Raw genomic sequence first — 16,392 nt, forward strand, 5'->3', positions numbered from 1 at the left:
CATGTATTACGGAGCTTTTCCGCCGGAGTTCAACTCCGGCCGGATGTACACCGGCCCGGGCGCGGAATCGATGCTGGCCGCCGCTGCGGCCTGGGACGACCTGGCGACCGAATTGCAGTCCGCCGCTTCCTCGTATGCGTCGGTGATCTCGAGCCTGACCAGCGGCTCATGGACGGGGCCGTCGTCGCTGAGCATGGCGGCCGCCGTCGCCCCCTATGCGGCGTGGCTGCAACAGACGGCTGTCCAGGCACACGAGGCCGCGAGCCAGGCCACCGAGGCGGCCAGCGCGTATCAGACCGCGTTCGCCGCGACGGTCCCACCACCGATCATCGCGGCCAACCGCTCGTACCTGGCGCAACTGCTGGCCACCAACATCTTCGGGCAGAACACCTCGAAGATCGCTGCCACCGAGGCACAGTATGGCGAATTCTGGGCCCAGGATGCCGAGGCGATGGACACCTACTTCGGGTCGTCGGCCACCGCGGCCAACAGCTTGACGGCATTCGACGACCCACCGAACACCACCAGCGATTCGTCCGGGTTGATGCAGTCGGCCGCGACCGCCAATGCGGCCGACACCTCGGCGGGCAACGTCGGGTCGACGCTGAGTTCGATACTGCCCACCGTCACCCCCGCCCCCGGCCCGCTGGGCTGGCTCGCCGGGCTCGCGACGGCGTACCAAACCCTCTGGGCGAACTTGCTGAACACCCTGTTCGGGTCGAATGGGTCGGCTTTCTACACCGCCATGTACAACGCGGTCAAGGTTCCACTTGGCCTGACCACGCAGTTCAACGACATCGGCCTGCTGATCAACTTCCCGGTGTCGCAGTGGCTGAAGTTCGCCCCGCCGGTCGCCTACGCCGCGCTGCCGAAGGACGCGCTGGGAGCCGGGCTCGGGGCGTTGGGCTTCGGCCGGGGCACCCTGTTCAACGCGGTGACGGGCGGCATGGGCAACGCCGGCACCCTGGTCGGCAAGCTGTCGATCCCGCCGAGCTGGGCTACGGCCACGCCGGCGATCCGGACGGTCGCGGCCGCGCTGTCGGCGGCCGGGCCGGATGCGGTGCCGGCGGCCGCACTCGGCGAGGGCGGCCTGTTCAGCTCGGCGGCCATGGCGGGGATGCTCGGCAGCGCCCTCGGCGCCGGCGGCCCGACCGTGGTGCAGGCCGGGGTCCGCGGACGCGTGAAACCGATCAAAGACCTCAAGGACACGCAATCACCGGAGCACCTTAGGCGGCTGGTGGCACAGATTTCGGAAAAGCCCGAAAGCGTGCAGCACCACAACGTCGACCAAGACGGCCTTGACGCGCTGCTCGAGCAGCTCGCCAAGAAGCCCGGCATCCATGCGGTGCACCTGACGAAGGGCAGGAATTCGGTACTGCCGCCAGAAGCCCAAATGGGTTAAGCGGCAGCTTAAATCGGCTCGCAACGAAAGAATGGTGAGTTATGAGAACCCTCCTCGCGATCGTCGGGGCTTCGGCACTGATCAGCTTCGCCGCGCCGGCGGCTGCCGCTCCGCCGCCCGAACCCGATGGCGACGACGCCGGCTTCCTGGCCGCCCTGCACCAGGCCGGGTTCAGCTTCGCCAGCCCGGATGCGGCCGTGGTGGCAGGACGCGCGGTGTGCTCGTGCCTGAATAACGGCGAATCGGGACTCGAACTGGTGCACGACGTGAAAACCCACAATCCCGGGATGGACATGGAGATGGCCTCGAATTTCGCGTTGATCTCCGCGAAGTTCTACTGCCCGCACCAGCTTTCCAAGGCCTGAAAAAGACAAAAACGCTCGGTTGCCGCACACTGTCATCGGTTAACGAATCGAGTGATCGGTTGATGCATCGACATGAACGCCACGCGGCACCCCACCCGCGGCTACCTGGGCATGCTGGCGCTGGTCGGCGTGTCCGGCGCAATGATCTTCGCTGCGCCGGCGTTCGGCGACCCCGGCGACCCTGACGACGTCGGTTTTCTGGCCACTGTGCGCAGCGCCGGCATCACCTACACCAACTCTGGTCAGGCCATCACATTCGGCAAGGCCGTATGCGGTTGGATGCGTGGTGGCAAGCCCGGCCCGGACATGGTCCAGGAGCTACAGAAGAACAATCCCGGGTTGACCACTGACCACGCGACGCTGTTCATCGCGATCGCAGCCAAGTACTACTGTCCGCAACAACTCGTCGGCAACCAACCACCCCCCGCGCGCTAAACCTGGCCGGCCCGAACCACTCACAACGGATTCAGGGCTGGGATCCATCTGCCGTTCACCTCCGCGTGGTTGGCTCCCCACCGGCTGGCAATGTTCCCGGGGGAAGGGGCGCGGAAGAATGCAGACATTGAGCGTGGCTGATTTCGCGCTGCGGCTCGCCGTCGGAGTGGGTTGCGGCTCGCTGATCGGATTCGAGCGGCAGTGGCGCGCCCGCACCGCCGGCTTGCGAACCAACGCCCTGGTCGCCACCGGGGCGACGTTGTTCGTGCTGTATTCGGTGGCGACCGAGGACACCAGCGCCACCCGGGTCGCCTCCTACGTCGTCTCCGGTATCGGATTTCTCGGCGGTGGCGTGATCCTGCGCGACGGGGTCAACGTCCGCGGCCTCAACACCGCCGCGACGCTGTGGTGCTCCGCGGCGGTCGGAGTACTGGCCGCGTCCGGACATCTGCTGTTTACCGCGATCGCGACCGGCGCCGTGATCTTCATCCACGTGCTGGGGCGCCCGCTGGGACGGGTGATCGACCACGACAACTCCGTGGCCGAGGAAGAAGACCTGCATCCCTACGTCGTCCAGGTGGTGTGCCGGTCGAAATCGGAGAAGCACGTCCAGGCCCACGTCGTGCAGTGCGTCGGGGCCAGCAGCGGCGTGGCGCTGCGCGGTGTGCACACGACGCAGACCGGTACAGACGAGACCACGTTGACGGTGCATCTGCTCGTCGAGGACCGCAGCCCGGCCCGGTTGGAGACCCTGGTGTCCGAGCTGTCCCTGCAGCAAGGCGTGCACGCGGTGCAGTGGTACGCCGGGGATCAGGCTCAGACGGGTTGAGCGGCCCGGTCAGGGCCGGGCCTGCAGCTCCGGTGCGGCCGCGGCCGGCAGGTCGGCGCGCTCGCCGGTCAGCGGCGGGTAGATCCGCCGGGTGTTGATGACCCGCTTGGTGGCCTTGGCTACCATGCCCTGCGAAACCACCACCCGGTCCCAGCCTTCGGTGTATACCGCGCCTGCGGGTCCGAGGTCGAGAACCGGGACGTACCAAGGGATTCGAAGTGCCAGCGTCGGCTCGCCGAACAGATCGCTGATGACGATGTAGCCGGCGTGACGGCCCATCGGCCGGCCGTGCTGGCATGACATCACCGACAGGTGTTCGTCGTCTATCCACGCGGCCGCCACGTCACCGGCGGCTGCTCGGGTCGGCCTCGTAGTTGCGGACCCGGATGTCGTGGAACGGTTGAGCACTCAGCACGGTGACGTCGACCGCACCCGCCGGGACCGCATCCGGCGCGGCTCACACCCGGCGATTCCGGAGCCGATTAGCAGCACAGCGGTCACGCGCTCGACACCTCATCGATCGGTGCGGACGGCGCCCGCGGCCGCCCGTCGTAATCTATCCGGGTGAGTGCCGTCACCGGGTTCTGGTTCGGGTTGCCCGCGCAGCTGCGGGACCCGGTGCTGTTCGCGATCCCGTTCTTCCTGTTGCTGCTGACCCTCGAGTGGACGGCGGCGCGCAAGCTGGACCGCCTCGAGGCCGCCGACCGGCCCGCCTCCGGCGCATATCTGACCCGGGACGCGCTGACCAGCATCTCGATGGGCCTGGTCTCGATCGCCACCACGGCGGCTTGGAAGACCGAGGCGCTGCTCGGCTATGCCGCGCTGTACACGTATGTTGCGCCGTGGCACCTGTCGCCGACCCGCTGGTACACCTGGGTCATCGCGATCCTGGGTGTCGACCTGCTGTACTACCTCTACCACCGCGCCGCGCATCGGGTGCGCCTGATCTGGGCCACCCACCAGGCCCACCATTCCAGCCAGTACTTCAACTTCGCCACCGCGTTGCGCCAGAAGTGGAACAACAGCGGCGAGGTGTTGGTATGGATTCCGTTGCCACTGTTGGGGCTTCCGCCCTGGATGGTCTTCTTCAGTTGGTCGCTGAACCTGATCTATCAGTTCTGGGTGCACACCGAGCGGATCGACAAGTTGCCGCGCCCGTTCGAATTCGTGCTCAACACGCCCTCGCACCACCGCGTGCATCACGGGATGGACCAGCTGTACCTCGACAAGAACTACGGCGGGATCTTCATCCTCTGGGACCGGCTGTTCGGCAGCTTCCAGACCGAGGAGTTCCGGCCGCACTACGGTCTCACCAAGCAGGTCGACACCTTCAACATCTGGAACCTGCAGATACGCGAGTACGTCGCAATCGCCCACGACTGGCGGTCGGCGAGCCGGTTTCGCGACCGGCTCGGCCACGTCTTCGGCCCGCCGGGCTGGGCGCCCCGCGCGGCCGGTCAACTCGGCGCCGCGTCCGGGCTGGCGATCTCGCCGTAACGTTCGGGGCGGTCAGCGCGAATAGCTCGATGTCGAAACCGTAACGACGTAATCTCGTTTTGTGGTCGGCGGCTGCGCTGACCTCGACGGAACGGAGTCCGTCCATGCTGCAACGCCTGGCACTGCGCGCAGTCGCCGCATCGGTTGTCGTCCTGGCTTTCCTCCCGGGTCTGCCGGCCGCCAAGGCCCACGCAGACCCCGTCCTGGTGTACCCGGGCATGGAGATTCTGCAGGAAAACCGTATGTGCACACTGGGCTACGTCGACGCGGCCCAGAAAATCGCCTACACCGCCGGACACTGCCGCAGCGGCGCGAACACCGTCGTCACCGACAACAACCGCAACGTCATCGGCCACCTGGCGACCTGGCGGGACGACACGCCCAGCGGGACGACGGTAACCACTGACCAGGTGGTCACTGACTACGAGGCGATCGTGCTCGACGGCAACGTCCCGGCGAACAACATCCTTCCGAGCGGACGTCCGCTGGTGTCCAGCGGCGCGGTGCCGCACCCCGGCGAAGGGGTCTGCCATTTCGGCGTCATCACCGGTGAGACCTGCGGCACCGTGGAAAGCGTCAACAACGGCTGGTTCACCATGTCCCACGGCGTGCAGAGCCACCCGGGCGATTCCGGCGGGCCCGTGTACACCACGGCGGGCGGGCAGATCGTCGGCATCTTCAACAGCGTGTGGGGCGATCTCCCGGCGGCGGTGTCGTGGCAGACCACCTCCCAGCAGGTCCGCCAGGACCTCGGCGCGGCGGCCGGATGGCGCCCGCCGGCGCACCGCTGACGTCGGTCAGCGCGGCTGAGCCAGGGCAAAGACCGGGATCGACGGCGCGGCCGCGAGCAGCTGCTCCTGGGTCGACTCGGGCGTCAGCCCCAGCACGAAGTCCTTGACCTGCCAGTACCACCGCGCCAGATAGCGCCGCAGCAGCTCGGGTTTCGCGGCATCGCTGACCTCGGTGACCGTCACCTGCCGCCGGCGCCACCGGGGGCCGATCTCGACGCTGCCCGCGGCCCGGACGTTGCGCGCCCACTGGGTGTTGCCGCGCGGCGAGACGACGTAGTCCACGCCGTCGACGGTGAGCAGGTTGATCACCACCGCGCGGGCCTTACCGGTTTTCCGGCCACGGACACGCAGCACCTGGGTTCCGGCGATGCTGACGCCCAGATCGGTCAGCCAGCGCATGGCCACGTTGCCGGCCCGGGCGACGCGGTTCGGCTCCTCGTAACGGGTGGACATCAGGCATCCTTTCGGCCGGGGCCTTTGAGAGCGGTGCTCTCTTATCGGGTCAGGCTGCCACACCCTGCACCGAAATACAAGAGCAGTGATCTCGGTTGTGTCAGACTGACGACGTGGGCAAACGCCAGGAATCGCGCGAGCAGATCGAGGCCAGGATTGTCGAGCTCGGTCGCCGCCACCTGGTCGATCGCGGCGCCGCGGGCTTGTCGCTGCGGGCGATAGCCCGCGACCTGGGCATGGTGTCCTCGGCCGTGTACCGGTACGTGGCCAGCCGCGACGAGCTGTTGACCCTGCTGCTCGTCGACGTGTATTCCGACCTGGCTGACACGGTGGACTGCGCCCGCGAGACCGTCAACGACCTGTGGAGCGACGACGTCGTCGCCATCGCGCGCGCGACGCGACGGTGGGCGGTGGCACATCCCGCCGAGTGGGCCCTGCTGTACGGAAGCCCGGTGCCCGGGTATCACGCGCCCGCCGAGCGCACGGTCAGGGTCGGCACCCGCGTGCTCGGCGCGATGCTCGACGCGATCGCCGCCGGAATCACCACCGGCGACATCAGACTTACCAATACCGTTGTAGCACAACCAATGTCGTCGGACTTCGAACGCATCCGCCACGAATTCGGCTTCCCCGGCGACGATTCGGTCATGGCCAAGTGCTTCCTGTTCTGGGCCGGGGTCATGGGGGCGATCAGCCTCGAGGTGTTCGGGCAGTATGGCGCCGACACCCTCACCGATCCCGAGGCGCTCTTCGACACTCAGCTTCGGCTGCTGGTGGACATCATGGCCCAGCATTGACAACGGGGCCCGGCGCGGTCGCCCGGCGCCCGAATTAGAACGTGTTCACCGGGCGTCGACGGCGTCGGGTGGCCGACCACGGCAAAGAGTTTCGGGCCCTTTCTGCCCGCCGACAGACTGGGCTATCCTGCCAAGCGATGACCCTCTCCGTTCAATCACCGACGCAGATCGCCTGGGTTACCTCCGATCTGGACGCCACCGAAACGGCTCTCACCGGCCTGTTAGGGGTGCGCAAATGGGTGCGGATACCCGAGGTGCACTTTGCTCCGGACAGCTGCAGCTACCACAGCAGGCCAGCCGATTTCGTCGCTAACATCTCGCTGAGCTACCTCGGGGACACGCAGCTGGAGCTCATCGAACCGGTTAGCGGGCAGAACATCTATAGTGACTTTCTCGACACGGCCGGCCCAGGCCTGCACCACATCTGCGTGGAGGCCGACAGCCCCGAACAATTCGCCGCGGCGCTGACCGACGCCGCCGACCACGGCGCCGAGGTGGTGCAGCAGGGCGTGATGCCCGGCGGGATCCAATTCGCTTATCTCGCAGCGCCACAGGCGGGCGTGCCGTTCCTGGAGATCGCCTATGTCTCGCCCGAGATGAGGGCGTTTTACGACTACATCAAACAGGAGTCGGTTAAATGAGCACCGAGATTCCAGCAACGGTCCAGGCGGACACGGTGACGTCCTGGTCGGACGACGTCGACGTCCTAGTGATCGGTTTCGGCATCGGCGGCGGGTGCGCGGCGGTGAGCGCGGCGGCCGCCGGCGCGCGGGTGCTGGTCCTTGAGCGCGCCGCGGCCGCGGGCGGCACCACCTCCATGGCCGGCGGGCACTTCTACCTGGGCGGCGGCACCGCGGTCCAGCAGGCCACCGGGCATGACGACTCCGCCGAGGAGATGTACAAGTACCTTGTCGCGGTGTCGCGGGAACCCGAACTCGACAAGATCCGCGCCTACTGCGACGGCAGCGTCGAGCATTTCGACTGGTTGGAAGACTTGGGTTTTCAGTTCGAGCGCAGCTACTTCCCGGGCAAGGCGGTGATTCAGCCCAACACCGAGGGCCTGATGTTCACCGGCAACGAGAAGGTGTGGCCGTTCCTGGAGAAGGCCGTACCGGCTCCGCGCGGCCACAAGGTTCCCGTGCCCGGCGATACCGGCGGCGCCGGCATGGTGATCGACCTGCTGCTCAAGCGGGCCGCCAACCTCGGCGTGCAGATCCGGTACGAGACCGGCGCCACCGAGCTTGTCGTCGACGAGTCGGGCGCCGTGACGGGCGTGACCTGGAAGCAATTCGCCGAAACCGGTGCGATCAAGGCAAAGTCGGTCATCATTGCCGCCGGCGGGTTCGTGATGAACCCCGAGATGGTAGCCAAGTACACGCCGAAGCTCGCCGAGAAGCCGTTCGTGCTGGGCAATACCTACGACGACGGCCTGGGGATCCGGATGGGCGTGTCGGCCGGCGGTGCCACCCGACACATGGATCAGATCTTTATCACGGCGCCGCCGTATCCGCCGTCGATCCTGCTAACCGGCATCATCGTGAACAAGCTCGGGCAGCGCTTCGTTGCCGAAGACTCGTATCACTCCCGCACCTCGGGGTTCATCATGGACCAGCCCGACAGCGCCGCTTACCTGATCGTCGACGAGGCGCACCTCGAGCACCCCACGATGCCGCTGGTACCGCTGATCGACGGCTGGGAGACAGTCGCCGAGATGGAAGCGGCACTGGGCATCCCGCAGGGCAACCTGGCCGCAACACTGGACCGCTACAACACGCACGCGGCCCGCGGCGAGGATCCCGAATTTCACAAGCAACCGGAATTCCTTGCCGCCCAAGACAACGGCCCATGGGGCGCCTTCGACATGTCGCTCGGCAAAGCCATGTACGCCGGCTTCACGATCGGCGGGCTCGCCACCTCGCTGGACGGCCAGGTACTGCGCGAAGATGGCACCGTCGTGCCGGGGCTGTACGCGGCCGGCGCGTGCGCGGCCAACCTCGCCCAGGACGGCAAGGGCTACGCCAGTGGCACCCAGCTCGGGGAGGGCTCGTTCTTCGGCCGCCGCGCCGGAGCGCACGCGGCCCGCTCGGCCGGGGGCGCGCAGGCGCGCTAAGTCACCGCGCCGGAGCGCACGCGGCGCAGAACCGCTAGACCTGGGCCGGCTGCCTTTCCACCGGGCCCAGGCGCCACTGGCCGTCACCGAGCAGCTCGAGATGATGCTCGTGATGCTGCTCGACGGCACGCCGATGGCTCACGCTGACGATGACGCAGTCGGGCAGTTCAGTCCGCAACAGTTGGTAGAGCGCGAATTCCAGGCCCTCGTCGAGCGCCGACGTGGCCTCGTCGAGGAACACCGCCCTGGGCTTGGTGAGCAAGACGCGGGCGAACGCTACGCGTTGCTGCTCACCGGGGGAGAGCACCTTGGCCCAGTCGCGTTCTTCGTCGAGCCGTTCGATGAGCGGGGCGAGGGCGACCTTGGTCAAGGTGTCGCGCAGGACATCGTCGGCGATGCTGTCCGGCGAATTCGGGTAGCACACCACGCCACGCAGACTGCCCAGCGGCACATAAGGCAACTGCGACAGGAACATGGTCGCGTTCTCGCCCTCGGGGCGGCACAAGGTTCCCGAGGCGTACGGCCACAATTCGGCCAGGCTGCGCAGCAGCGTCGTCTTGCCGGCGCCGGACCGCCCGGTGATCACCAGCCGGTCGCCGTCCTCGAGCTCCACGTCGAGCGAGTCGATCAGCGCGTCGCCTGCCGGCGTGCGCACCTCGATGCCGGCCAGCTCGACGGTCTTTTCCTGGCTCGGTTTGACCAACACGGTGGGCAACGCGCGCCCCTGGGCGTTGGCGTCGACCAAGCCGTGCAACCGGATGATCGCCGCGCGGTAGGCGGCGAAGGCGTCGTAGTTGTTGCGGAAGAACGACAATGAGTCGCTGATCTGGCCGAACGCCGTCGAGGTCTGGCCCACGTCGCCGAAGTCGATCTTGCCGGCGAACAGCCGCGGCGCCTGAATGACCCACGGCAGCGGGACGATGGCCTGCGACACCGACCAGTTCCAGCCGTTGAAGATGATGCTCCTGCGGACAAACTTGCGGTAGTTGTCGATGATGGGCGTGAAGCGGCGCCACAGCTGCGCCCGCTCCACGCGCTCACCCCGGTAGAAACCCACGGCCTCGGCGGCATCGCGCAGTCGCACCAGGCCGTACCGGAACGCGGCGTTGAGCTTCTCGTTGTTGAAGCTCAGCCAGATCAGCGGGCGCCCCAGCCATACCGCGACCACCGTCGCGATCAGCACGAAAAACACGACAGACCAGAACATCACGCGGGGGAAGTCGACGCCGAAGATGGTCAGGTTTCCGGACAGGTTCCACAGGATGGCGGCAAAGGAGATCACCGAGGCGACCGCGTTGACGGCCCCGAACAGCAGCGTGCTGCCGGTGCCGTTGGACGGAATGTTCGGCGTACCACCGGCATTGGCCGTGAAGATGTCGATGTCCTGCTGGATGCGCTGGTCGGGGTTGTCAATGGTGTTGTCGATGAACAGGTCCCGGTAATACGCGCGGCCGGCCAGCCAGTCGTCGGTCAGGTGTGCGGTCAGCCATATGCGCCAAGCGATGATGAAGCGCTGCGCCAGATAGATGTCGGCCATGTACCGCGTGAGGGCGAGGGTGGCCAGGATGACGAAGATGAGGATCGACATCCAAAAGCCATGTATCCCTGAGTTTCTGACCTCGTCGTCACCCGCCGTGGTGCCCTGGAAGGCCTTCTGCACCGCCGTGTACAGGTCGTTGCCCTGATAGCTGAACAACACGGCCATGCGCACCTGCATCAGCACCGACAGCAGCAACACCGCGAGCATCAGCCATACCTTGATGCTCGACCGGCCGAAGAAGTACGCGCCGGTGATCCGCCAGTACTGTCGCCCCCAGGACGTGAAGTATCGCAGCGCGACGAGCACGATCACGAGGCAGATGGCGCCGATCACCCACGCGATCGCAAGCCAGCGCAACGAGTCCACGAGTGCCGCCGACCAATCGATGGACGGCGTGAACGGCTTCGAGCCCAAGGTCAACGTCTCCTTGTTAGCGAGGCATCCGCGGGAGCCTCACGATGGATAGTTCCCAGCGAACCTACCCGAGGACGGCGGATAGGCTGCGGGGATGAGCATCGACGCCCCGTCTCATCAGACCGTTCATGCGGGCCGGCTGATCGCGCGTCGCCTGCGGGCAAGCGGCGTCGACACCATCTTCACGCTGTCGGGCGGCCACCTGTTCTCCGTGTACGACGGCTGCCGCGAGGAAGGCATTCGCCTGGTCGACACCCGCCACGAGCAGACGGCGGCCTTCGCGGCGGAGGGCTGGTCGAAGGTGACGAGGGTGCCCGGTGTGGCCGCCCTGACGGCGGGCCCGGGCGTCACCAACGGCATCAGCGCGATGGCAGCCGCGCAGCAAAACCAGTCGCCGCTGGTGGTGCTGGGAGGCCGCGCGCCGGCGGGTCGTTGGGGGATGGGCTCGCTGCAGGAGATCGACCATATCCCGTTCGTCGCGCCGTTGGCGCGCTTCGCGGCGACGGCGCAGTCGGCGCAGGACGCGGGCCGGCTGCTGGACGACGCACTGCGGGCGGCCGTCGGTGCCCCCTCCGGCGTGGGATTCGTCGATATCCCGATGGATCACGCGTTTTCGATGTCGGACGACGACAGCCTTCCCGGCGCTCTCAACGACCCGCCGTCGGACGGCGCCGCCGAGCCCGACCTCCTGGGCAAGGCCCTCGGCTTGCTGGCTGCGGCGCAGCGGCCGGTGATCATGGCGGGCACCAACGTGTGGTGGGGCCGCGGCGAAGTCGCCCTGCTGCGCCTTGCCGAGGAGCGGCAGCTCCCCGTTCTGATGAACGGGATGGCCCGCGGCGTGGTGCCCGCGGACCACCCGTTGGCGTTCTCGCGGGCGCGGGCCAAGGCGTTGGCCGAAGCGGATGTGGCGCTCATCGTCGGCGTACCGATGGACTTCCGGCTGGGCTTTGGAAGGGTCTTCGGCGAGCAGACCCAGCTCGTCGTCGTGGATCGTGTCGAACCCGAGCGCGCATACCCGCGGGCGATCGCGGCCGGCCTGTACGGCGACCTGACGGCGACCCTGTCGGCGCTGACCGGGCCGCCCGGCACCGATCACCAAGGCTGGATCGACAGCTTGCGCGGCGCCGAGACCGCGGCGCGCGAGCTCGAGAACGCCGAGCGAGCGGATGACCGAAACCCGCTGCACCCCATGCGGGTCTACGCCGAGCTGGCACCGCTGCTGGATCGCGACGCCATCGTGGTGATCGACGCCGGTGACTTCGGCTCCTACGCCGGCCGGGTGATCGACAGCTACCAGCCGGGTTGCTGGTTGGACAGCGGCCCGTTCGGCTGCCTCGGCTCCGGCCCCGGCTATGCCCTGGCCGCGAAGCTGGCCCGACCCGAACGTCAGGTCGTACTTCTGCAGGGCGACGGGGCATTCGGCTTCAGCGGCATGGAATGGGACACCCTGGTGCGGCACAACGTCCCGGTCGTCTCGGTGGTCGGCAACAACGGAATCTGGGGCCTGGAAAAGCATCCGATGGAAGCGATTTACGGCTACTCGGTGGTCGCAGAGTTACGTCCGGGGACCCGCTACGACGAGGTGGCCCGCGCGCTGGGGGCCCATGGCGAGCTGGTGTCGGCGCCCGCGCAACTGCGGCCCGCGCTGGAGCGCGCCTTCGCCAGCGGCCTGCCGTCGGTCGTCAACGTGCTCACCGATCCGGACGTCGCCTATCCCCGCCGGTCCAACCTCGCTTGATGGGTCGCTTCCTCCTCACGCCGCTACGCGGCGCGCATCGTCACCAACCGGCTTGAGGGGCCCTCGCTGCTAACCGCGTACCGTTGACCTGTGCCGAAGACCACCCGCGCTCAACCGGGCCGCCTGAGCAGCAGATTTTGGCGACTGCTCGGGGCCAGTACGGAAAAGAACCGCTCCCGCTCGCTTTCCCAAGTCACCGACTCGTCCGAATACGACGAGGAAGCCGCCGGCCTGTCGGACGAGCAGCTGCGCAAAGCGACCGGGCTGCTCAACCTCGACGACCTCGCGGAGTCCGACGACATCTCGCAGTTTCTGGCGATCGCGCGGGAAGCCGCCGAGCGGGCAACGGGATTGCGGCCCTTCGATGTTCAGCTGCTCGGGGCGTTGCGGATGCTGGCCGGCGACGTCATCGAGATGGCCACCGGCGAGGGCAAGACCCTGGCCGGGGCGATCGCGGCGGCCGGGTACGCCATCGCGGGTCGCCATGTCCATGTCGTGACGATCAACGACTACCTGGCCCGCCGGGACGCGGAATGGATGGGCCCGCTGCTCGAGGCGATAGGTCTGACGGTCGGGTGGGTCACCGCCGAGTCCAGCCGCGACGAGCGCAAGGCCGCCTACGGCTGCGACGTCACCTACGCCTCGGTCAACGAGATCGGCTTCGACGTCCTGCGCGATCAGCTGGTCACCGACGTCGACGACCTGGTATCGCCGAATCCTGATGTGGCACTTATCGATGAGGCCGACTCCGTGCTCGTCGACGAGGCGCTGGTGCCGCTGGTGCTGGCCGGAACGACGCACCGCGAGACGCCGCGGCTCGAGATCATCAAGCTGGTCGGCGAGCTGGTCGCCGGCACCGATTACGACACCGACGCCGACAGCCGCAACGTGCACCTCACCGAGACCGGCGCGCGCAAGGTCGAGAAGGCGCTCGGCGGCATCGACCTGTACTCCGAGGAACACGTCGCCACGACGCTGACCGAGGTCAACGTGGCGTTGCACGCCCACGTGCTGCTGCATCGCGACGTGCACTACATCGTCCGCGACGATGCGGTGCACCTGATCAACGCCTCGCGCGGCCGCATCGCGCAGCTGCAGCGCTGGCCCGACGGTCTGCAGGCCGCCGTCGAGGCGAAGGAAGGCATCGAGACCACCGAGACCGGTGAGGTGCTCGACACCATCACGGTGCAGGCGCTGATCAATCGCTACACCACGGTGTGCGGAATGACGGGTACCGCGCTGGCGGCCGGCGAGCAGCTGCGCCAGTTCTACAAGCTCGGCGTCTCGCCAATTCCGCCGAACACTCCCAACATTCGCCAGGACGAGTCCGATCGGGTGTACATCACTGCCGCGGCGAAGAACGACGCGATCGTCGAGCACATTGCCGAGGTGCACGGCACCGGGCAACCGGTGCTGGTCGGCACCCGCGACGTCGCCGAGTCCGAGGAGTTGCACGAGCGGCTGGTGCGCCGCGGCGTGTCCGCCGTGGTGCTGAACGCCAAGAACGACGCCGAAGAGGCCGAGGTGATCGCCGAGGCCGGCAAGTACGGCGTGGTCACGGTGTCCACCCAGATGGCCGGGCGCGGCACCGACATCCGGTTGGGCGGATCCGACGAGGCCGACCACGACCGGGTCGCCGAGTTGGGCGGGCTGCACGTCGTCGGCACCGGACGTCATCACACCGAGCGGCTGGACAACCAGTTGCGGGGCCGGGCCGGGCGTCAGGGCGACCCCGGGTCGTCGGTCTTCTTCTCGAGTTGGGAAGACGACGTCGTGGTGGCCAACCTCGACCGCAACAAGCTGCCCGAGCAGACCGACGAAGACGGCCGCATCATCAGCCCGAAGACCACCGGCTTGCTCGACCACGCGCAACGGGTCGCCGAGGGCCGCCTGCTTGACGTGCATGCGAACACCTGGCGCTACAACCAGCTGATCGCCCAGCAGCGGGCCATCATCGTCGATCGCCGAAACACGTTGCTGCGCACCGCGACCGCGCGCGAGGAGCTGGCCGAGCTGGCTCCGAAGCGCTACGAGGAACTGTCCAAGGACGTCCCAGAGGAACGCCTGGAGACCATCTGCCGGCAGATCATGCTGTATCACCTCGACCGCGGCTGGGCCGACCATCTCGCCTTCCTGGCCGACATCCGGGAAAGCATCCACCTGCGAGCGCTCGGCCGGCAGAACCCGCTCGACGAGTTCCACCGGATGGCCGTCGACGCCTTCGCGTCGCTGGCCGCCGATGCGATCGAGGCTGCGCAGCAGACGTTCGAGACCGCCAACGTCATCGAAGAGGAACCCGGGCTGGATCTGTCCAAGCTGGCGCGCCCGACCTCGACGTGGACGTACATGGTCAACGACAACCCGCTGTCCGACGACACGCTGTCCACGCTGAGCCTGCCCGGGGTCTTCCGCTAGGTCGCGGCTGGCCGGCTCGGACGGCTCGGACGGCTCGTCCCACGCTGCGGACCGTGATGGCAGCGGGCTAATGTCACGGCTCATGGAGCCGGATCCGTCCGACCGGGTGCTGACAGTGCCCAACCTGTTGAGCGCCGTCCGCCTGGCGCTCATCCCGGTCTTCATCTATGCGCTGATGTTCGCGCACGCCAACGGCTGGGCCGTGGCGATCCTGATGTTCAGTGGCGCCTCGGACTGGGCCGACGGCAAGATCGCGCGATCGCTGAACCAGTCGTCGCGGCTGGGGGTGCTGCTCGACCCCGCCGTCGACCGGCTCTACATGGTCACCGTGCCCGTCGTGATGGCGCTGAGCGGAATCGTGCCGTGGTGGTTCGTCGCCACCCTGCTGGTCCGCGACGGGCTGCTGGCGGCGTGCCTTCCGCTGCTGCGCAGCCGCGGGCTGTCGGCGCTGCCGGTGACCTACATCGGCAAGGCCGCGACGTTCGCCCTGATGTCCGGCTTTCCGTTGGTGCTGCTGGGTACCTGGGATGCGGTGTGGAGCCGGGTGATCGGCGCCTGCGGCTGGGGCTTCTTGATCTGGGGCCTGTATGCGTACCTGTGGTCATTCGTGCTCTACGCGGTGCAGCTGACGTTGGTGATGCGCCGGCTGCCCAAAGTGCAAGCGGGCGCCCGTGACTGAGCCCGATCGCCTGCTCGGCGGCTACGACCCCAACGCCGGCCGCAGCGCTCACGCCGCGCAGCGGCCCACGCTCATCCCGGTGCCCTCCCTGCTGCGCGCCCTGCTGTCGGAGCACCTGGACCCCGGCTACGCGGCGGCGGCTGAACGGCGCGGCCGGGCCGGCACGCCGCCGGCCGGGCGCACACGCGCGCTCACCTGGATGTGGCAAGCCCTGGCGGCGATGCTCGTCGCCACGGTCTTTGCCGCCGCCGTCGCGCAGGCCCGGTCCGTCGAACCCGGGGTGCACAGCGCGCAGCAGCTGCTGGTGCGAACTGTCCGGGCCGAGGAGGGCTCCGCGGTCAGGCTGGCCAAGGACCGCAGCGCGCTGTCGGGCAGGGTGGACGAGGTGCAGCGGCACGCGCTGGCCGACAACGCCGAGGGGCAGCGGCTGCTCGGCCGGCTCGACGAGCTGAGCCTCGCGGCGGCCAGCCGGCCGATCATCGGGCCGGGGCTGACCCTCACCATCACCGATCCCGGTGCCAGCCCGAACCTTTCCGACGTGTCGAAGCAACGCGTCAACGGCAGTCGGCAGATCATCCTGGACCGCGACCTGCAACTCGTCGTCAACTCGCTGTGGGCCAGCGGCGCCGAGGGCATCTCGGCCGGAGGCGCGCGCATCGGGCCGAACGTGACGATTCGCCAGGCCGGGGGAGCGATCCTGGTCGACAACAACCCCACCAGCAGCCCCTACACGATCCTCGCGGTGGGGCCCCCGCACGAGATGCGCGACGTCTTCGACAACAGCCCCGGTCTGCAGCGTCTTAGGCTCCTGGAGATCTCCTACGGCGTGGGTGTCACCGTGAACGTCTCCGACGCCCTGTCGCTGCCCGCCGCGTCCGTCCGGGACGTCAAATTCGCCAAACAGATTGGGCCGTAATGAAAACAATC

The 16,392-nt window shown here is 67.7% G+C and carries 15 protein-coding genes and 1 pseudogene; 13 read left to right on the forward strand and 3 right to left on the reverse strand.

Translation table 11 applies throughout. The annotated features are described in order from the left end of the window. The first annotated feature begins 1 nt into the window (after position 1). The 4 genes from MSG_RS12730 (at position 2) to MSG_RS12745 (ending at position 3,031) form a co-directional block, all read left to right on the forward strand. Complete coding sequence (locus MSG_RS12730; protein ID WP_096440080.1) at positions 2 to 1,402, forward strand: PPE family protein; 1,401 nt, start codon at positions 2 to 4, stop codon at positions 1,400 to 1,402. Between the two features lie 41 nt (positions 1,403 to 1,443). After that, positions 1,444 to 1,767, forward strand: coding sequence for a DUF732 domain-containing protein (locus MSG_RS12735; RefSeq protein ID WP_096440082.1), 324 nt, complete (start codon positions 1,444 to 1,446; stop codon positions 1,765 to 1,767). A 72-nt stretch (positions 1,768 to 1,839) separates the two neighbouring features. After that, entirely contained in the window at positions 1,840 to 2,202 is a 363-nt protein-coding gene (locus MSG_RS12740; RefSeq protein WP_373421191.1) for a DUF732 domain-containing protein, read from the forward strand. 118 nt (positions 2,203 to 2,320) lie between these two features. After that, positions 2,321 to 3,031 (forward strand): MgtC/SapB family protein, encoded by a 711-nt coding sequence (locus MSG_RS12745; protein ID WP_096440084.1) that lies wholly within the window; start codon positions 2,321 to 2,323, stop codon positions 3,029 to 3,031. Positions 3,032 to 3,040: 9 nt separating this feature from the next. Here the strand turns inward: MSG_RS12745 and MSG_RS12750 are convergent. After that, positions 3,041 to 3,397, reverse strand: a pseudogene (locus MSG_RS12750) (NAD(P)/FAD-dependent oxidoreductase); the annotation flags it as partial. A gap of 198 nt (positions 3,398 to 3,595) precedes the next feature. Here MSG_RS12750 and MSG_RS12755 point away from each other — a divergent pair. Then, the gene (locus tag MSG_RS12755) at positions 3,596 to 4,528 is read left to right on the forward strand and encodes a sterol desaturase family protein (RefSeq protein ID WP_181159222.1); all 933 of its coding nucleotides are present in this window, start codon (positions 3,596 to 3,598) and stop codon (positions 4,526 to 4,528) included. Positions 4,529 to 4,632: 104 nt separating this feature from the next. After that, entirely contained in the window at positions 4,633 to 5,319 is a 687-nt protein-coding gene (locus tag MSG_RS12760; RefSeq protein ID WP_096440086.1) for an Rv1815 family serine proteinase, read from the forward strand. 6 nt (positions 5,320 to 5,325) lie between these two features. Here the strand turns inward: MSG_RS12760 and MSG_RS12765 are convergent, their stop codons facing one another. Continuing rightward, complete coding sequence (locus MSG_RS12765) at positions 5,326 to 5,772, reverse strand: nitroreductase family deazaflavin-dependent oxidoreductase (protein ID WP_096440088.1); 447 nt, start codon at positions 5,770 to 5,772, stop codon at positions 5,326 to 5,328. Positions 5,773 to 5,885: 113 nt separating this feature from the next. On the opposite strand from MSG_RS12765, the gene MSG_RS12770 reads away from it, so the two are divergent. The 3 genes from MSG_RS12770 (at position 5,886) to MSG_RS12780 (ending at position 8,679) form a co-directional block, all read left to right on the forward strand. Further along, positions 5,886 to 6,569: a TetR/AcrR family transcriptional regulator gene (locus MSG_RS12770; RefSeq protein WP_197704999.1), complete on the forward strand. Its 684-nt coding sequence runs from the start codon at positions 5,886 to 5,888 to the stop codon at positions 6,567 to 6,569. Between the two features lie 137 nt (positions 6,570 to 6,706). Continuing rightward, complete coding sequence (locus MSG_RS12775) at positions 6,707 to 7,210, forward strand: VOC family protein (protein WP_096440091.1); 504 nt, start codon at positions 6,707 to 6,709, stop codon at positions 7,208 to 7,210. After that, positions 7,207 to 8,679 (forward strand): FAD-binding protein, encoded by a 1,473-nt coding sequence (locus MSG_RS12780; protein ID WP_096440093.1) that lies wholly within the window; start codon positions 7,207 to 7,209, stop codon positions 8,677 to 8,679. Before MSG_RS12775 ends, MSG_RS12780 begins: the two co-directional genes overlap by 4 nt. Positions 8,680 to 8,713: 34 nt before the next feature. On the opposite strand, the gene MSG_RS12785 is transcribed toward MSG_RS12780, so the two are convergent. Further along, entirely contained in the window at positions 8,714 to 10,633 is a 1,920-nt protein-coding gene (locus tag MSG_RS12785; protein WP_096440095.1) for an ABC transporter ATP-binding protein/permease, read from the reverse strand. 94 nt (positions 10,634 to 10,727) lie between these two features. Between MSG_RS12785 and MSG_RS12790 the strand changes: the two genes are divergently transcribed. The 4 genes from MSG_RS12790 to MSG_RS12805 all read left to right on the forward strand — a co-directional run bounded on the left by MSG_RS12790 (position 10,728) and on the right by MSG_RS12805 (position 16,381). After that, on the forward strand, positions 10,728 to 12,371 hold the full coding sequence (locus tag MSG_RS12790) for an acetolactate synthase (RefSeq protein ID WP_096440097.1): 1,644 nt from the start codon (positions 10,728 to 10,730) through the stop codon (positions 12,369 to 12,371). A 90-nt stretch (positions 12,372 to 12,461) separates the two neighbouring features. Then, entirely contained in the window at positions 12,462 to 14,786 is a 2,325-nt protein-coding gene (gene secA2, locus MSG_RS12795) for an accessory Sec system translocase SecA2 (RefSeq protein WP_096440099.1), read from the forward strand. Between the two features lie 82 nt (positions 14,787 to 14,868). Beyond that, on the forward strand, positions 14,869 to 15,465 hold the full coding sequence (locus tag MSG_RS12800; RefSeq protein WP_096440101.1) for a CDP-alcohol phosphatidyltransferase family protein: 597 nt from the start codon (positions 14,869 to 14,871) through the stop codon (positions 15,463 to 15,465). Beyond that, a complete protein-coding gene (locus tag MSG_RS12805) occupies positions 15,458 to 16,381 on the forward strand; it encodes a DUF881 domain-containing protein (protein ID WP_096440103.1) in 924 nt (307 codons plus the stop codon). The genes MSG_RS12800 and MSG_RS12805 overlap by 8 nt, the downstream gene beginning before the upstream one ends. The last annotated feature ends 11 nt before the right edge of the window (positions 16,382 to 16,392 follow it).

Source organism: Mycobacterium shigaense, from assembly GCF_002356315.1.
Classification (GTDB): domain Bacteria; phylum Actinomycetota; class Actinomycetes; order Mycobacteriales; family Mycobacteriaceae; genus Mycobacterium; species Mycobacterium shigaense.

Bases quoted from the DNA above. Each gene is read 5' to 3' on its own strand.
- MSG_RS12730 (WP_096440080.1), top strand. From the start codon at position 2: ATGTATTACGGAGCTTTTCCGCCGGAGTTCAACTCCGGCCGGATGTAC.
- MSG_RS12735 (WP_096440082.1), top strand. From the start codon at position 1,444: ATGAGAACCCTCCTCGCGATCGTCGGGGCTTCGGCACTGATCAGCTTC.
- MSG_RS12740 (WP_373421191.1), top strand. From the start codon at position 1,840: ATGAACGCCACGCGGCACCCCACCCGCGGCTACCTGGGCATGCTGGCG.
- MSG_RS12745 (WP_096440084.1), top strand. From the start codon at position 2,321: ATGCAGACATTGAGCGTGGCTGATTTCGCGCTGCGGCTCGCCGTCGGA.
- MSG_RS12760 (WP_096440086.1), top strand. From the start codon at position 4,633: ATGCTGCAACGCCTGGCACTGCGCGCAGTCGCCGCATCGGTTGTCGTC.
- MSG_RS12765 (WP_096440088.1), bottom strand. From the start codon at position 5,772: ATGTCCACCCGTTACGAGGAGCCGAACCGCGTCGCCCGGGCCGGCAAC.
- MSG_RS12775 (WP_096440091.1), top strand. From the start codon at position 6,707: ATGACCCTCTCCGTTCAATCACCGACGCAGATCGCCTGGGTTACCTCC.
- MSG_RS12780 (WP_096440093.1), top strand. From the start codon at position 7,207: ATGAGCACCGAGATTCCAGCAACGGTCCAGGCGGACACGGTGACGTCC.
- MSG_RS12790 (WP_096440097.1), top strand. From the start codon at position 10,728: ATGAGCATCGACGCCCCGTCTCATCAGACCGTTCATGCGGGCCGGCTG.
- MSG_RS12800 (WP_096440101.1), top strand. From the start codon at position 14,869: ATGGAGCCGGATCCGTCCGACCGGGTGCTGACAGTGCCCAACCTGTTG.